Raw genomic sequence first — 13,539 nt, 5'->3', positions numbered from 1 at the left:
GCCGAGCTTAGCTCGGCTTGGCGTTGGGATCGACCCCGCGCCGTTCTTTGCCGTTGAAAGGCATCTGCTTGCGCCGCCGGTCGGGCCCGAAATAGCCGGGCGCCGAGATGAACGGCCGCGGATAGGCGATGACCGACGACAAACGCTTATAGAGCGAGTCGACCGTATAGGGTTTCGCGACGAACTCGTTCACCCCGTGGTCGCGCGCCTCGATCACGTACTGCTCCTCCGACCGCGCGGTCAGCATGATGACGGGCATCAACCGGTCGCGCGAGGCGGGATCGTTGCGGATATAGTCGCACAGCTTGTTCCCGCCCTCGACCGGCAGGTCGTATTCGGTGATGACGATGTCGATATTGCCCTCTTTGAGGACACCCATCGCCTTCTCGAAATCGTTCACGCGGCGGACGTAATTCGCCCCCAGCATGGACAGGATATCGCCCAGCATCGTCAGCGACAGCGCGTTGGGGTCGCAGATCAAAAACCGGATTTTGCTGAAATCGATCTTTTCGGGCATCGTTCCGAATCACGGAGGTCGGCAGTAAAACTTAGGTTATCTCATACGTTTGGCGGGGCCCCGTGACAAGCCCCGCCGCACCTACCCGGGTGCGATAGGCGGGATTCGGCGCACGGCGGGGTCGCTATGCCTTATTGTCATACGAATACCTATTGAATAACCCACTCTGCGCGTGCCTAAATCGCGGGCGGTTAACTGACATATCAATCTGACCGCCCGGCACGAACCGGCTTTGGGGGAGATCGAGACCGTCATGGCGGACCGAGCCGCGACGCGGATCGAACGCGACAGTTTCGGGCCCATCGAGGTGGCCGCCGACCGGTATTGGGGCGCGCAGACGCAGCGCAGCGTCGAGCTATTCCGAATCGGCGACGAGCGCATCCCCGAACCGCTGATCCGCGCTTTCGGCGCCCAGAAAAAAGCGGCGGCCCTGGCTAATCTCGCTTTGGGCGAGTTACCGGCCGAGCTGGGGCCGATGCTGCTGAAGGCCTGCGACGAAGTGATCGCCGGCGTGCTGTCCGATCATTTCCCGCTGGTCGTCTGGCAGACCGGGTCGGGCACCCAGACCAATATGAACGCCAACGAGGTCGTGGCGAATCGCGCGAACGAATTGCTCGGCCATAAGCTCGGCGAGAAGAAGCCGGTGCACCCCAACGATCACGTCAATCGCGGGCAATCGTCGAACGACTCCTTCCCCACCGCGATGCACATTGCGGTCGTTGCGGAAATTCACGATCACCTGCTGCCCGCCCTTCAGCGCCTGCACGAAGTGCTGCTCGCCAAGGCGACCGAAACGGCGGGGCTGATCAAGATCGGCCGCACGCATTTGCAGGACGCCGTGCCCATGACGATGGGCCAGGAAATCGGCGCCTGGGCCCGCCAGGTCGAACTGGGCATGACGCGCGTCGAGCAGACGATGCCGCGCCTCTATCGCGTCGCCCAAGGCGGGACCGCCGTTGGCACGGGGCTGAACGCGCATAAGCAATTTCCCGCGCGTTTCGCGCAGGAACTGGCCCGGCTGACCAACCTTCCCTTCATGCCCGCCGAGGATAAGTTCGAGGCGATCGCCGCCCACGACGCGATGGTCGAATGCTCGGGGACCCTCAACACGCTGGCCGCGGGCCTGTTCAAGATCGCCAACGACGTGCGCCTGCTCGCCTCGGGCCCGCGCTCGGGCCTGGGCGAACTCGCCTTGCCGGAGAACGAGCCCGGCTCCTCGATCATGCCCGGCAAGGTCAATCCGACCCAGGCCGAAGCGCTGACGATGGTCTGCGCCCAAGTGATGGGCAATCACGTCGCCGTCACGATTTCGGGCGCGAGCGGCCATTTGCAGCTCAACGTCTTCAAGCCGGTGATCGCCTATAACGTGCTGCAATCGATCCGATTGCTGGGCGACGCCGCCCTGTCCTTCGCCGAGAACTGCATCGCGGGCATGGCGCCGATCCCGGCGACGGTCGCCCACCATCTCGAGCGCTCGCTGATGCTGGTGACGGCGCTCAACCCGCATATCGGCTACGACAACGCCGCAAAAATCGCCAAACACGCCCATGCCCATAACCTGACGCTCAAGGAAGCCGCCGTCGGTCTGGGTCTTGTCACTGAAGCGGATTTCGACCGCTGGGTTCAGCCGATCGACATGCTGAGCCCGCGGGACAAAAAACAATCGGGGGAGTAGAAAATGGCCGGATCGATTCGCAAACGCTCGGTGGTTATCGCAGGGCACCGGACGAGCATTTCGTTGGAGCCGGAATTTTGGACCGCGCTCAAAGACATCGCGCGCAAGCGCAACGCATCGATCAACGATCTCGTGACCGAGATCGACAAGATGCGCGCGGCGCGCGATCAGGCGGGGAACCTGTCCAGCGCGTTGCGCGTCTATGTGTTGCAGGCGCTGACCGGCACGCTGCCGGCGATCGCCCCGGTGGTCGCGGCCGCGGCGACGGCGCAACCGGCGCAAAAGCCGCTCTGAGGGCGATGGCACTCGCGGCCTTGATCGCCGCGAGCGCTTTTTCGCCGTCCGCCGCTTTCGATCGCGACGACGAATTCGATCAGGGCGTGACGGCGTTCCAATCGCGCGATTACGAAAGCGCTTGGTTCCGTTTTTGGGGCCTTGCGCGCATGGGCGACCGCGAGGCGCAGTTCAATCTGGGCCAGATGTATCGGCGCGGCGAAGGCGTGCCGCGCGATTTGGTGCAAGCGCGCCGCTGGTACGAAGCGGCCGCCGCCCAAGGCTTCGACGAAGCGCAGTATCAATTGGGCGTGGTGTGGGAAACCGGGAACGGTGTCCCCGCCGATTTGCTGGAAGCCCGCCAATGGTATGCGCGCGCGGCGCGCAGCGGTCACGAACGCGCGCAGGAAGCGTTGAATCGCGTCGAAACCGCGCTGGCGGGCGGGCGCACGCGTACGATTATCGAGACGCCGGACGCCCCGCCGGCCGCGACCGTGCGGCCGAATCCGCCCGCGGCGCCGCGCCGCCAGAATTAGGGATTTGCGCGGGCGGCTGGAAATTCAGACGCGGATTGGCGAACGGGCCTTGTGCGGCAAAGCGCCAGGATTTCTTCCCCGCGAAGGCGAATTCGGCGACGAGGTCCAGCGCCCACGCGCCGATATCAATCTGCCCGGAACCGTCGATCGTCGCCCCCGCCCCGGCGGCGCGCCAACGTTCGACCCGCGCATGCCCCAATTCGATGCGCAAGCGCGCGTCGAATTCGTCGAGCACGCTGCGTCCGCCGCGCCCGGCAAGCCGGGCAAGCTCGGCGATATCGGGCGGATTGCCGGGGGCCGCATAACGGCGCGCGATGGCGCCAAGATCGAGACCGTCGATGATGGCGCCGGGGGCGGACAACGCCGCAGCCCCCTTGAGGTTGCCCGCCCAAATCGAGAAGGTGCCGCCTTGCGATTCCACACGGCCCGACAATTTGGCGGGGCCGCGTAGCACAGGCGTAAGCCCCGAAGCGTTGAGCATTTCACCCAACTCAAAATCCGTCACCGCGAATTCGGCGACGAAGCCGGGATTGTCGCCGCCCGCGAGCTTGCCCTTGGCGTCGAACCGGCCGCGCCACAACGAGCCCGACAATTGCCGCACATCGATCCCGTCGTCGCCGAAACCGGCTTGCACCAGCGCGTCGCCCAGCGTGGCGCCGCCGACGATCAATTCGCGCGCGCGCATGGAAAGGTCGAGCGGGATCGCGCCCGCAAGATCGAAGGCCAAGGGTACGCGGCTCCACCCGCCGGGGCCGGGGGCGGGTCCTTGGGCCGCGCGCGCCGCCTGGGCTTGCTGGCTGCGCGTCAGCAACGGCCCGCGCTGCACGGGGCGCGGCAAGGCGCGCAGGAAGAAGGGGTCGAGATCGATACGCTCGCCCGCCAATTCGGCGACCAAGCGCCCGTCGCGCCATAGGATCGATCCCGCCATGCGCTGACCGGCGAGACCCAGCTCAAGCGGGGCGACGCGCATCGCCACCGGATCGATCTTGCCGCGTACGCTGAGTTCGCCCAGATGGCGCGCGATCGGCACGCCCAACGTCTCGAAAAACCGCTGCGCATCGGGGCTGCGCAGATCGACGATGCCGTCGCGCACGCGCAAGCTGGCGCCGCCCAAATCGCGCACGGCCAATTCGTCGATCGCCCAAACGCCGTTTTCGCGCCCCGCCGTCAGAATGGCGCCTTGCGCGTCGCCCGCTTGCCATGTCGCGCGGCCGATGCGCGCGCGCAAATCCAAGTCACCCGCCAACACGTCGCCGCCGCGCGCCAGCAGATCGGCGAGCTTGGCGAGTTCGATCTCCCCGAAGCGCAGATCCAGCGCCCAGCGCCCGTTCTGGCGCGCGAGCGTGCCCCCGCCGCCCGTGAAACGTAGATCGGGCACGTCGAAATTTTCGCCATCCAGGCGCAGATCGGCGTCGAATTCGCCCAACGCCGCGTCGACGATATGCGCGCGGCCTTGGAACACGCGGTCGGCGCCGATGCGCCCGTCGAGATGCCAATTGGGGCCGCCCAGCGAAATGCCGCCGGTCGGGTCGATACCGCCCGTCCCTTTGATCCCCGCCCATTCGGCGGTGAGATCGGCAAGCCCGCCCAGCGCCGCGCGGCCTTCCAGCGTCAACGGCAGTCCCGCCGCCGACGCAGCGATCGACAGGCGCTTGGTGTCGCGCTGAAACGCGATCGTCAGATCCGGGGCGGCGAAGCGCGCCTCGGTCTGCTTCAAGGTCAGCGCGCCGTCGCGCCGCCACAAGGCGGCGCGCGCGGTTCCCGTCCCGTCGGCCGCCAGCACCAGATCGTCGAGCGTGCCGATATCCGCGATCTCGACCCGCGGCACGTGCAGCGACACATCGAACCAGCCGCGCAGTTCGGGCTTGCCCACGATGCGCGTTTCCAGCCCCGTATCGCGGCGCAAAGCGGCCGCGAATTCGGCCGCGCGCGTCACCGGATCGGGACGCGACAGGAAAAAGATCGCGATGGCGGCGAGGATCAGCGCCGGCACCGCCAGCAGCAAGGTCCGGCGCATGGAAACGAGTTTAACCCGCGCGCAGGTGATCGCGCAGAATTTCCAGATTCCGCGAATTGGCCTTGAAGTAGACGTCGAAAATATCGCCCGCGACCGGCACGATCCCCACCCCGGCATCGATCAGGACATTCGCCATCATGCGCGCGAGCTTGCGCTTGGGCACGCCCAGCCGCGCGGATTCGACCACGATCCAGGTCGCGACGGCGGCGGTGAACGCGTCGCCCGCGATCGGGACAAGCCCGATCGCCGCATCCAGGCCGATATAGCGGCGCGTGCCGGGGATTCGCACGGCCGTGTCCATCACGCGCGCGAAACGCGCCAACCGGTCCACCGCGGCGACCAAATGCGGCGGAACCGTTTCGCCGCTCCGAGCGTCCGATTCGAAATCGTTGGATTTCGCCATCACACCAAGCAGTTGGGCGGCGCGGCCCAGGCATTCAAGTCCGGGCCGGTTTCCCTTCTACTAAAGGGGGTTGGCATGCTATGTCGCGTTGCTTTCCGCAATCGCCCCCGGACGCTGGAGGAAGAATGTTCGCCGATTTGTCGATTTACTACACGTGGGACGCGGCGTTCGCGCTCTGGCAGGTCATCATGATCGACCTGGTTCTGGCCGGCGACAACGCGGTCGTCATCGGCATGGCCGCGTCGGGTCTGCCCAAGGATCAGCGCAACAAAGTCGTCATGGTCGGCATCGTCGCCGCGACGGTTTTGCGTATCGCCTTCGCCAGCGTGACGGTGCAGTTGCTCGCAATCGTCGGCCTGCTGTTCGCCGGCGGCGTTTTGCTGCTGTGGGTGTCGTGGAAGCTGTGGCGCGAAATCCGCGAACAGGAAACCCACGACCGGCAGGAAGGCGAAGCCGCCCTCGAAGGTCAGGAAGCGCCGACCGCCGAGCGCAAAACTTTCCGCGCCGCCGTCATCCAGATCATCGTCGCCGACGTGTCGATGTCGCTCGACAACGTGCTCGCCGTCGCGGGCGCTTCGCGCGATTATCCGCTGATCCTGATCTTCGGCTTGGCCGTGTCGGTCATTCTGATGGGCGTCGCGGCGATCTACATCGCGCGCCTGCTGCAGAAGCATCACTGGATCGCGTATGTCGGCCTGCTCCTGATCCTCTACGTCGCGCTGAAGATGATGTGGGACGGCTTGCCGGAAATCCTGACCCTGGCCGGCATGGCCTGATTCGGAACAACGACTGAAGCACCTCCAAGCCCGGCGCGGGTCTGCCATACCCCGCGCCGGGCTTGGTTATTTTCGGCCCGCCCGCTAATTTCGATTTCACGAGGGGGAGTCGAAATAATGGATGCCGATAATCTGCTTTTGGGTCTGAGCATCGCGCAATGGACGATGCTCGGGACCGTCATCATGGTGAATTTCGTGCTGTCGGGCGACAACGCGGTCGTCGTCGGCATGGCCGCGTCGGGCCTGCCCAAGGAACAGCGCCAGAAAGCCTTGTGGTTCGGCATCGTCGCCGCGACCGTCTTGCGCGTCGCCTTCGCGCTGCTCGCCTCGCAACTACTGCAAGTCGTCGGCCTGCTGCTGGCCGGCGGCGTTTTGCTGCTCTGGGTGGCGTGGAAGCTCTATCGCGAAATCTCGCCCGCCGACGACGTTCAGGAAGCCGAAGGTGCGGCCCTGCTCGGCGGCGAGCTGGTCGAACATGTCGGCCCGCAAAAGACGATGGGTGAAGCCTTGTGGCAGATCCTGGTCGCCGACGTGTCGATGTCGCTCGACAACGTGCTGGCCGTCGCCGGGGCCGCGCGCAGCGACCCGTTCGTGCTGGCGGTCGGGTTGATCGTCTCGGTCCTGCTGATGGGCATTGCTGCCGCCGCGATCGCCAAGCTGATCGAAAAGCACCGCTGGATCGCCTATGTCGGGCTGGTGCTGATCCTGTACATCGCCGCCAAGATGGTCTGGGACGGCGGTCAAGAAGTCTTCGCCGCCGTCGCGGGCGCCTAAACGAAGTTCAGCGCGACCTCGCCCATTCCGTCGAAGCCGGCGACGATCTTGTCGCCGGCGGCGGCGATATGCAGGCCCGTGCAAGTGCCCGTCGTGACGATCTCGCCCGCCAGCAACCCTTCGGGCGTGCACGGATTGTTGGCGAGCCAAACGAGCGCCGCGATCGGATCTTCGTCCATCACGGCCGCGCCCGTGCCCTTGCCGACGATCTTGCGGCCCGCACGCATCGCAACCTTGGTCTTGGCGAGGTCCAGTTTGCGCCAGCCTTTGACCGGCAGGCCGACCACGAGTGCCCCGTTGCAGCCCATGTCGGCGACGAGTTCGGGCAACGTCACTTTGCGGAAATCGGTATAGCGGCTGTCCACGACCTCGATCGCCGGATGCAAATCCTCGATCGCCGCCAGCACCTCGGCGCGGCTATACGGCTTTTTGCGCGGCTTCAGGTTCTTGCCCAGCACGAAGGCGAACTCGCCCTCGACACCGCGCAGCCGGTACTGCGCCGCGGCGAACGACGTGCCCGAGACGAAGCAGCGCGACAGAAACACGCGCCCCGCGAAGGGACCGTCGGATTTCATGATCTTGCGGGCGGGCTCGCTGGTGCAGCCGATCTTCCAGCCAGCCCGCGTCAGCCCCAGCTCGGCCGCGACCAGACTTTGCAGCCGATAGGCCTCCGCCAGATCGCGCGGCCGGCACGATGCCGGCAGTGCAGGCAATGTCTGGCCCATGCGCCAGACTTCCGACAAGTATCCGACGGCGGGTGCAAGTCGCCCGCCCGCTTTGCGCTTCGCGGCCATCTCAGTCGTTCTCGCCTTCGACCGGCGCGTCGAAGAAATCGCCCTCGGGCTTGATTTCCTCGGCGGCGGGCGGCGGCGCTCCCTCCAATTCGTTCAACGCTTCCGGCGTCATCGGTTCGTTGCCGTAAAGATAGTCCGGAAGCCACAGCGCGATCTCGGGAAAAATATAAACCAGCGCCATGCAGAAAATCACGATGTAGATAAACGGCATGACGCCCGCGAAAATGTTCTCGAGCGTGACATGCCGGGGTGCCACGCCCTTCAGATAGAAGGTCGCCATCGCGACCGGCGGGGACAGGAAGCTGGTCTGAAGATTGAGCGCGATCATCACGCCGAAGAACAGCGGCGAAATCCCGAAATTGTCCAAAAGCGGCAGGAAAATCGGGACGAAGATGACGATGATTTCCGTCCATTCGAGCGGCCAGCCCAGCACGAAGATGATCGCCTGGGCGAGCAGCATGAACGTGAACGAATTGAGGTTCAGGCTTTCGACGAAATTCTCGATCATTTGCTGGCCGCCGAGATAGCCGAACACCGACGAGAAGATGAACGAGCCGACGAACAGCCAGCACACCATCGCCGAGGTGCGCGCGGTCAGCAGCACGGATTCCTTCAGTCGATCGAAGGTCAGCGCGCGATAGCACGCGGCCAGCACCAGCGACCCCAGCGAGCCCATCGCCGCCGCTTCCGACGGCGTGGCGAGCCCCATCAAAATCGCGCCCAGCACCATCGCGATCAACGCGGCGAGCGGAAAGAACGACGTCGCCAGCGCCGCCAGAATCCGCAAGACGGGAACGTTGCGTTCCTCGAGCGGCAGACGCGGCGCGCGGTCGGGATAGACGAGGCCGACGCCGATCGCATAGAGGATATAGAGGCCCGCGAGCATCAATCCCGGGATGAAGGCGGCGGCGTAGAGCTGCACGACCGATACGCCCGCGGTGGCGCCGTAGAGAATCAGCATGATCGACGGCGGAATGAGGATGCCCAGACACCCGCCGGCGCAGGTGACGCCCGCCGCCAGGCGCACGTCGTAGCCCGCGCGCAGCATCGCGGGGAACGCGAGCAGCCCCATCAGCGTCACGACCGCGCCGACGATGCCCGTGGCCGTCGCGAACAGCGCGCAGGTCGCCAGCGTGGCGACGGCCAGCGATCCCGGAATGGCGCCCGAGGCGAGCTGAAGACTTCGGAACAGCCGGTCGAGAATGTTCGCCCGTTCGATCACGTAGCCCATGAACACGAACAACGGCACCGATATCAGCACGTCGTTCGCCATCACCGCGTAGGTGCGCTGGACGAACAGGATGAACACGTTGTCGCCCAGCGAGCCCACGTAGCCGAAGAACAAACCCAGCGCCATCAGGCTGAAGGCGATGGGAAAGCCCAGCATGATGACGAAAATGAACATCACCAGCATGGTGAGTCCTAGGGCGGGATCGCTCATGGAACGCGGCTTTCGTTGACAGAGGTGATTTTCACGCCCGGCCTTGGCGCTCGGCTTCGGCGCGTTCGAGAATCAGCTTCTCCATCTCCTCGACGTCGTGCAGGCGCGCCGGCCATTCGCCGTCGCGAAGGCAGACCACGCAGCGCACGACTTCAGCGACGCCTTGCAGCGACATCAACACGCCGACGAACGGAATGAGGAATTTGAAGGGCCAGATCACGGGGCCTTCGGGGGAAAAGGCCGAATGCTCGTTCTGGGCGTAGCTCTGCAGGAAGAACCGCCAGCCCATCCAGGCCATCGCCGCCATGGCGGGATAGAAGAACAGCAGCCACAGCGCGAGATCGAGCGCCGCCTGACGGCGCGGCGCGAAATTCCGGTACAGAAAATCGCCGCGCACATGGCCGTTGCGCGCCATCGCGTAGGCGCCGGCCATCATGAACAAGGTGCCGTAGAGGATGTAGCTGACGTCGAATGCCCAGGTGGTCGGCGCGCGGAACGCGTAGCGCGAAAAGACCTCGTAGGCGATGGCGACGGTCAGCGCGACGATCGTCCAGGCGAAGGTCTTGCCGAAGAAATTGCTGATCTTGTCGATCGTCAGAAGGAATTTCTGCACGGGGAACCGTCCGGTCGGAAGCGTCGTCCCCGCGCCGGCGTACCGGCGCGGGGATTTCGCGTATCGCGCGTCGAACTAACCGCGGCGCGCGAAGAAGTGGTTGTAGGCCAGCGAGTCCGAGGCTTCGTAGTTGAGGAAGAAGCCCGTGACGCGCTGCGACCAGGCGCGCTGGCTGTCGACCACCTTCTTGAAATAGGCGTCGGACGACAGTTCCGTGATGACCGTATCCCACGCCTTGAGCTGGGCTTCCTGGATCGAGCGCGGGGTCGCCGCCACGCGAACGCCGGCCTGCCGGATCGCCTGCAGATCCTTGGGATAGCGTTCGTGCGCCTTCCACAGCATGTCCGACGACGCGGCTTCCGACGCGTAGCGCAGGATGTTCTTGATCTCGGTCGGCAGCGTGTCGAATTTCTGCTTGTTGAAGAGAACTTCGAAGCACTCGACCTTCTGATGGAAGCTCTGCAGAAGGTAGTTCTTCGCGACGTCGGGGAAGCCGAGCACGCGATCCGACGACGGGTTGTTGAACTCCGCCGCGTCGAGCAGGCCGCGTTCCAGCGCCGGAACGATTTCGCCGCCCGCGACGATCGTCACCGCGGCCCCCATCGCCCGGTAGAGATCGGCCGCCAGCCCGACCGTCCGGTACTTCAAGCCCTTCAGCTGATCGGGGTTGGTGATCGGCTGACGGAACCAGCCGAAAGGCTGGGTCGGCATCGGGCCGGTCAGATAGGCGACGACGTTCACCTTGGTGATATCGTAGAGCAGCTCGTTATAGAGCCCCTCGCCGCCGCCGTAGTAATACCAGGCGAGCAGCGAGTTCGCGTCGCCGAAGAAGGGCGGCGCCGTGCCGAACAGCGAATAGGCCTTGTTCTTGCCGTACCAATAGGCGGCGACGCCGTGGCCGCCGTCCAGCGAGCCCGAATGCACCGCATCCTGCATTTGGAACGCGCCGACGACCGCACCCGCCGCGAGCAGTTCCAGGCGGAAGCGGCTGCCCGTCATCTCGTTCACGCGCTTCACGTAGTCGCCGGCCATCTCGTGGAAGATGTCGCGCTGCGGCCACGTCGATTGGAAGCGGAAGACGGTCGTTTGCGCGCGGCTCACCTGCGGCGACGCCAGCGTGGCCGTCGCGACGGCCGCACCGCCCAAGGCCAATTTGCCCAAGAAGCCGCGACGCGAAGCGGAAGCTTTCTTCGTTGTCATAAAGGCTCTCCTCCTGTCGGAGGCCTATTTTTGCGCACCGCGAAGACGCCGACCTCCATCGCGCCTCCACTCCTGCGGCGCGCCTGCCGGGATCGAAACCCCGCCCGCATTCGCCGCTATCGGATCGCCGCCGGTATTCCGGTCGGGACCCGCTCGCGGGATCGACTTTGCATGAAGGCGGGCGCGGCACGCAAGCGCCGCGATTGGTTGCACAAAATCGCCGTGTTCAAATCGGATTCGTCGCGTCATTGGCGCCGCTTGGACGCCGCGCCCGGCGCATGCTAAGCGCCGTCCGATGGCGCCGTCTTTCGACTTCGACAAAGCCGCCCTCGCCGCCGCTTATGCGCGCGACGGTGTCGCGCATGTGCCCGGCGCCTTGAACGCGGCATGGGTCGACCGCATGCGCGCGGCGGTCGATCGCGCGATGGCCGTACCATCCAACGACGCGATGGAATTCGTCCCTCCGGGCGAGGGCGGGCGTTTTTTCGGCGACATGTTCATGCACCGGCGCGACGCCGATTTTCGTGCGCTGTTCTTCAAAACGCCCTGCGCCGAAATCGCCGGGCGCGCGATGGAGGCGGCCGAGGTGCGGCTGTTCTACGATCAGATTTTCGCCAAGGCGCCGGCCACGAAGCGCGAAACGCCCTGGCACCAGGACGGGCCCTATTGGCCGATTTCGGGCGAGATGGCGTGCACGGTCTATCTGGCGCTCGATGCGATCGACGACGGCAATGGGGCGGTGCGCTATGCGCGCGGCAGTCATTTGCCCGGCCGCGATTTCCGCCCCGCCCCGTTCCGATCGGGTGCCGACAACGCGCTGCGTTATGCGGGATCGGCGTTGCCGGTCGTCGAAGCGCCCGACGAAGCCACGCTGGTTTCGTTCAAGCTCGAACCGGGCGACGCGGTCGTGTTCCACGGCCGTATGGTGCACGGCGCCCCCGGCAATCCCAGCGCCGATCGGCCGCGCCGGACGATCGCCCTGCGCTTTACGGGCGACGACATACGCTGGCGGCGCGGTATTTCGACCTTCAGCCGCTTGCGCAAAGCCGATCTGGCGCACGGCGCGCCGCTGTCCGCGCGCGACGAACTCTTTCCGGTGCTGTGGCGGCGCTAAACGCGGACGATCTTGCCCGGGTTCATGATGTTGTCGGGGTCGAGCGACTTCTTGATCATCCGCATCAGCGACACGGCTTCGCCGTGCTCGGCGGTCAGGAAGTCGATCTTGCCGTAACCCACACCGTGTTCGCCGGTGCAGGTGCCGTCCATCGACAGCGCACGCGCGACCAAGCGGTCGTTGAGGCGGTTCGCCTCCGCCACTTCCTTCGGGTCGTCCATGTTGAGGACGAAGCAGAGATGGAAATTCCCGTCGCCGACATGGCCCACGATGGGGGCCGGAATGAACGAAGCTTCGAGATCGGCTTGCGTTTCGACGATGCAATCGGCCAGACGCGAAATCGGCACGCACACATCGGTCGCCCAGATCGAGCAGCCCTGGCGCAGCGCCTTGCAGGAATAGGCGGCGTCGTGGCGCGCCTGCCAGATTTTCTTGCGCTCGGCCGGATCGGTCGTCCAGCGGAAATCCTCGCCGCCATGCTCGGCGGCGATGGCTTGCACGAACTCGGCCTGTTCCTTCACGCCCGTTTCGCTGCCGTGGAATTCGAGCCACAGCGTCGGCGCGGCGGGAATGTTCAGCTTCGAATAGGCGGCGATGGCTTCCATCTGCAGCTTGTCGGCAAGTTCGATGCGCGCCACGGGAATGCCGGCCTGGATCGTGGCGATGCAGGTATCTACCGCCGACTTCACATCCGGGAAGGCGCACATCGCCGAGCTGGTCGCTTCGGGAATGCCGTAGACTTTGACGGTGATTTCGGTGATGACGCCCAGCGTGCCTTCCGAGCCGACGAACAAACGCGTGAGGTCGTAACCGGCCGAGGATTTGCGCGCGCGCCGCGCCGTTCGCACCACGCGCCCGTCGGCGGTGACGACTTCCAGCGCCAACACGTTCTCGCGCATTGTGCCGTAGCGCACGGCATTGGTGCCCGAGGCGCGCGTCGCGGTCATGCCGCCGATGGAGGCGTCCGCGCCCGGATCGATCGGGAAGAACAGGCCGGTATCGCGCAGATATTCGTTGAGCTGTTTGCGCGTCACACCCGGCTGCACGCGCACGTCGAGATCACTGGTGTTGACCGCGAGCACCTTGTTCATGCGCGTGACGTCCACGCAAATGCCGCCATGCAGCGCCGCCGTATGGCCTTCCAGCGCGGTGCCCGCCCCGAAGGGGACTACCGGAATGCGATGCTTGGCACAGGCCTTCACCACCGCGACGACTTCCTCGGTGCTTTCGACGAAGGCGACGGCATCGGGCGGGGCGGGCTTGTGATAGGCCTCGCCCTTGCCGTGCTGCTCGCGCACCGCGAGCGCGGTGGTCAAACGGTCGCCGAGAATGGCGCGGATCTCCGCGATCGCCGCGTCGCGCGCGGCGGGTTCGGTCGCTGTAATCTCGGCGGCACTGGCCATGTC

The 13,539-nt window shown here is 65.4% G+C and carries 14 protein-coding genes; 6 read left to right on the top strand and 8 right to left on the bottom strand.

Going from position 1 to position 13,539, the window contains the following annotated elements:
- Positions 1–7 precede the first annotated feature (7 nt).
- The gene (locus J0H39_05275) at positions 8–517 is read right to left on the bottom strand and encodes a response regulator (GenBank protein MBN9496143.1); all 510 of its coding nucleotides are present in this window, start codon (positions 515–517) and stop codon (positions 8–10) included.
- A gap of 253 nt (positions 518–770) precedes the next feature.
- Between J0H39_05275 and fumC the strand changes: the two genes are divergently transcribed.
- From fumC to J0H39_05260, 3 genes are read left to right on the top strand one after another with little or no spacing between them, the layout of a single operon-like run.
- The gene (gene fumC / locus J0H39_05270; GenBank protein ID MBN9496142.1) at positions 771–2,192 is read left to right on the top strand and encodes a class II fumarate hydratase; all 1,422 of its coding nucleotides are present in this window, start codon (positions 771–773) and stop codon (positions 2,190–2,192) included.
- A 3-nt stretch (positions 2,193–2,195) separates the two neighbouring features.
- Positions 2,196–2,486, top strand: a complete 291-nt coding sequence (locus J0H39_05265) for a ribbon-helix-helix domain-containing protein (GenBank protein MBN9496141.1) — start codon at positions 2,196–2,198, stop codon at positions 2,484–2,486.
- Positions 2,487–2,491: 5 nt separating this feature from the next.
- Positions 2,492–3,001 carry a sel1 repeat family protein gene (locus J0H39_05260; protein MBN9496140.1) on the top strand — a complete coding sequence of 170 codons (510 nt, stop codon included), beginning with the start codon at positions 2,492–2,494 and terminating at the stop codon, positions 2,999–3,001.
- Here J0H39_05260 and J0H39_05255 read toward each other — a convergent pair.
- Positions 2,925–5,018 carry an AsmA family protein gene (locus J0H39_05255; GenBank protein ID MBN9496139.1) on the bottom strand — a complete coding sequence of 698 codons (2,094 nt, stop codon included), beginning with the start codon at positions 5,016–5,018 and terminating at the stop codon, positions 2,925–2,927. The two genes, J0H39_05260 and J0H39_05255, sit on opposite strands and share 77 nt — an antisense overlap.
- 10 nt (positions 5,019–5,028) lie before the next feature.
- Entirely contained in the window at positions 5,029–5,421 is a 393-nt protein-coding gene (locus tag J0H39_05250) for a DUF4112 domain-containing protein (protein ID MBN9496138.1), read from the bottom strand.
- Positions 5,422–5,546: 125 nt separating this feature from the next.
- Here J0H39_05250 and J0H39_05245 point away from each other — a divergent pair, with 125 nt between their 5' ends.
- Both J0H39_05245 and J0H39_05240 read left to right on the top strand, forming a co-directional pair.
- Positions 5,547–6,197, top strand: a complete 651-nt coding sequence (locus J0H39_05245; protein MBN9496137.1) for a TerC family protein — start codon at positions 5,547–5,549, stop codon at positions 6,195–6,197.
- Between the two features lie 117 nt (positions 6,198–6,314).
- Positions 6,315–6,971 carry a YjbE family putative metal transport protein gene (locus J0H39_05240; protein MBN9496136.1) on the top strand — a complete coding sequence of 219 codons (657 nt, stop codon included), beginning with the start codon at positions 6,315–6,317 and terminating at the stop codon, positions 6,969–6,971.
- Here the strand turns inward: J0H39_05240 and J0H39_05235 are convergent.
- From J0H39_05235 to J0H39_05220, 4 genes are all read right to left on the bottom strand, one after another.
- Positions 6,968–7,765, bottom strand: a complete 798-nt coding sequence (locus J0H39_05235) for a fumarylacetoacetate hydrolase family protein (GenBank protein ID MBN9496135.1) — start codon at positions 7,763–7,765, stop codon at positions 6,968–6,970. The two genes, J0H39_05240 and J0H39_05235, sit on opposite strands and share 4 nt — an antisense overlap.
- 1 nt (position 7,766) lies before the next feature.
- Positions 7,767–9,206 carry a TRAP transporter large permease subunit gene (locus J0H39_05230; protein ID MBN9496134.1) on the bottom strand — a complete coding sequence of 480 codons (1,440 nt, stop codon included), beginning with the start codon at positions 9,204–9,206 and terminating at the stop codon, positions 7,767–7,769.
- 31 nt (positions 9,207–9,237) lie between these two features.
- Complete coding sequence (locus J0H39_05225; protein ID MBN9496133.1) at positions 9,238–9,819, bottom strand: TRAP transporter small permease subunit; 582 nt, start codon at positions 9,817–9,819, stop codon at positions 9,238–9,240.
- 75 nt (positions 9,820–9,894) lie between these two features.
- Positions 9,895–11,019, bottom strand: a complete 1,125-nt coding sequence (locus J0H39_05220) for a TRAP transporter substrate-binding protein (protein ID MBN9496132.1) — start codon at positions 11,017–11,019, stop codon at positions 9,895–9,897.
- Positions 11,020–11,314: 295 nt separating this feature from the next.
- Between J0H39_05220 and J0H39_05215 the strand changes: the two genes are divergently transcribed.
- Positions 11,315–12,133, top strand: coding sequence for a phytanoyl-CoA dioxygenase family protein (locus J0H39_05215; GenBank protein MBN9496131.1), 819 nt, complete (start codon positions 11,315–11,317; stop codon positions 12,131–12,133).
- On the opposite strand, the gene J0H39_05210 is transcribed toward J0H39_05215, so the two are convergent.
- Positions 12,130–13,536, bottom strand: a complete 1,407-nt coding sequence (locus tag J0H39_05210; protein MBN9496130.1) for an FAD-binding protein — start codon at positions 13,534–13,536, stop codon at positions 12,130–12,132. The genes J0H39_05215 and J0H39_05210 overlap by 4 nt on opposite strands.
- Positions 13,537–13,539 lie beyond the last annotated feature (3 nt).

Source organism: Alphaproteobacteria bacterium (genome assembly GCA_017308135.1).
In the GTDB taxonomy this organism is placed as follows: domain Bacteria; phylum Pseudomonadota; class Alphaproteobacteria; order CACIAM-22H2; family CACIAM-22H2; genus Tagaea.
This window is presented reverse-complemented; position numbering and strand designations above follow the sequence as displayed.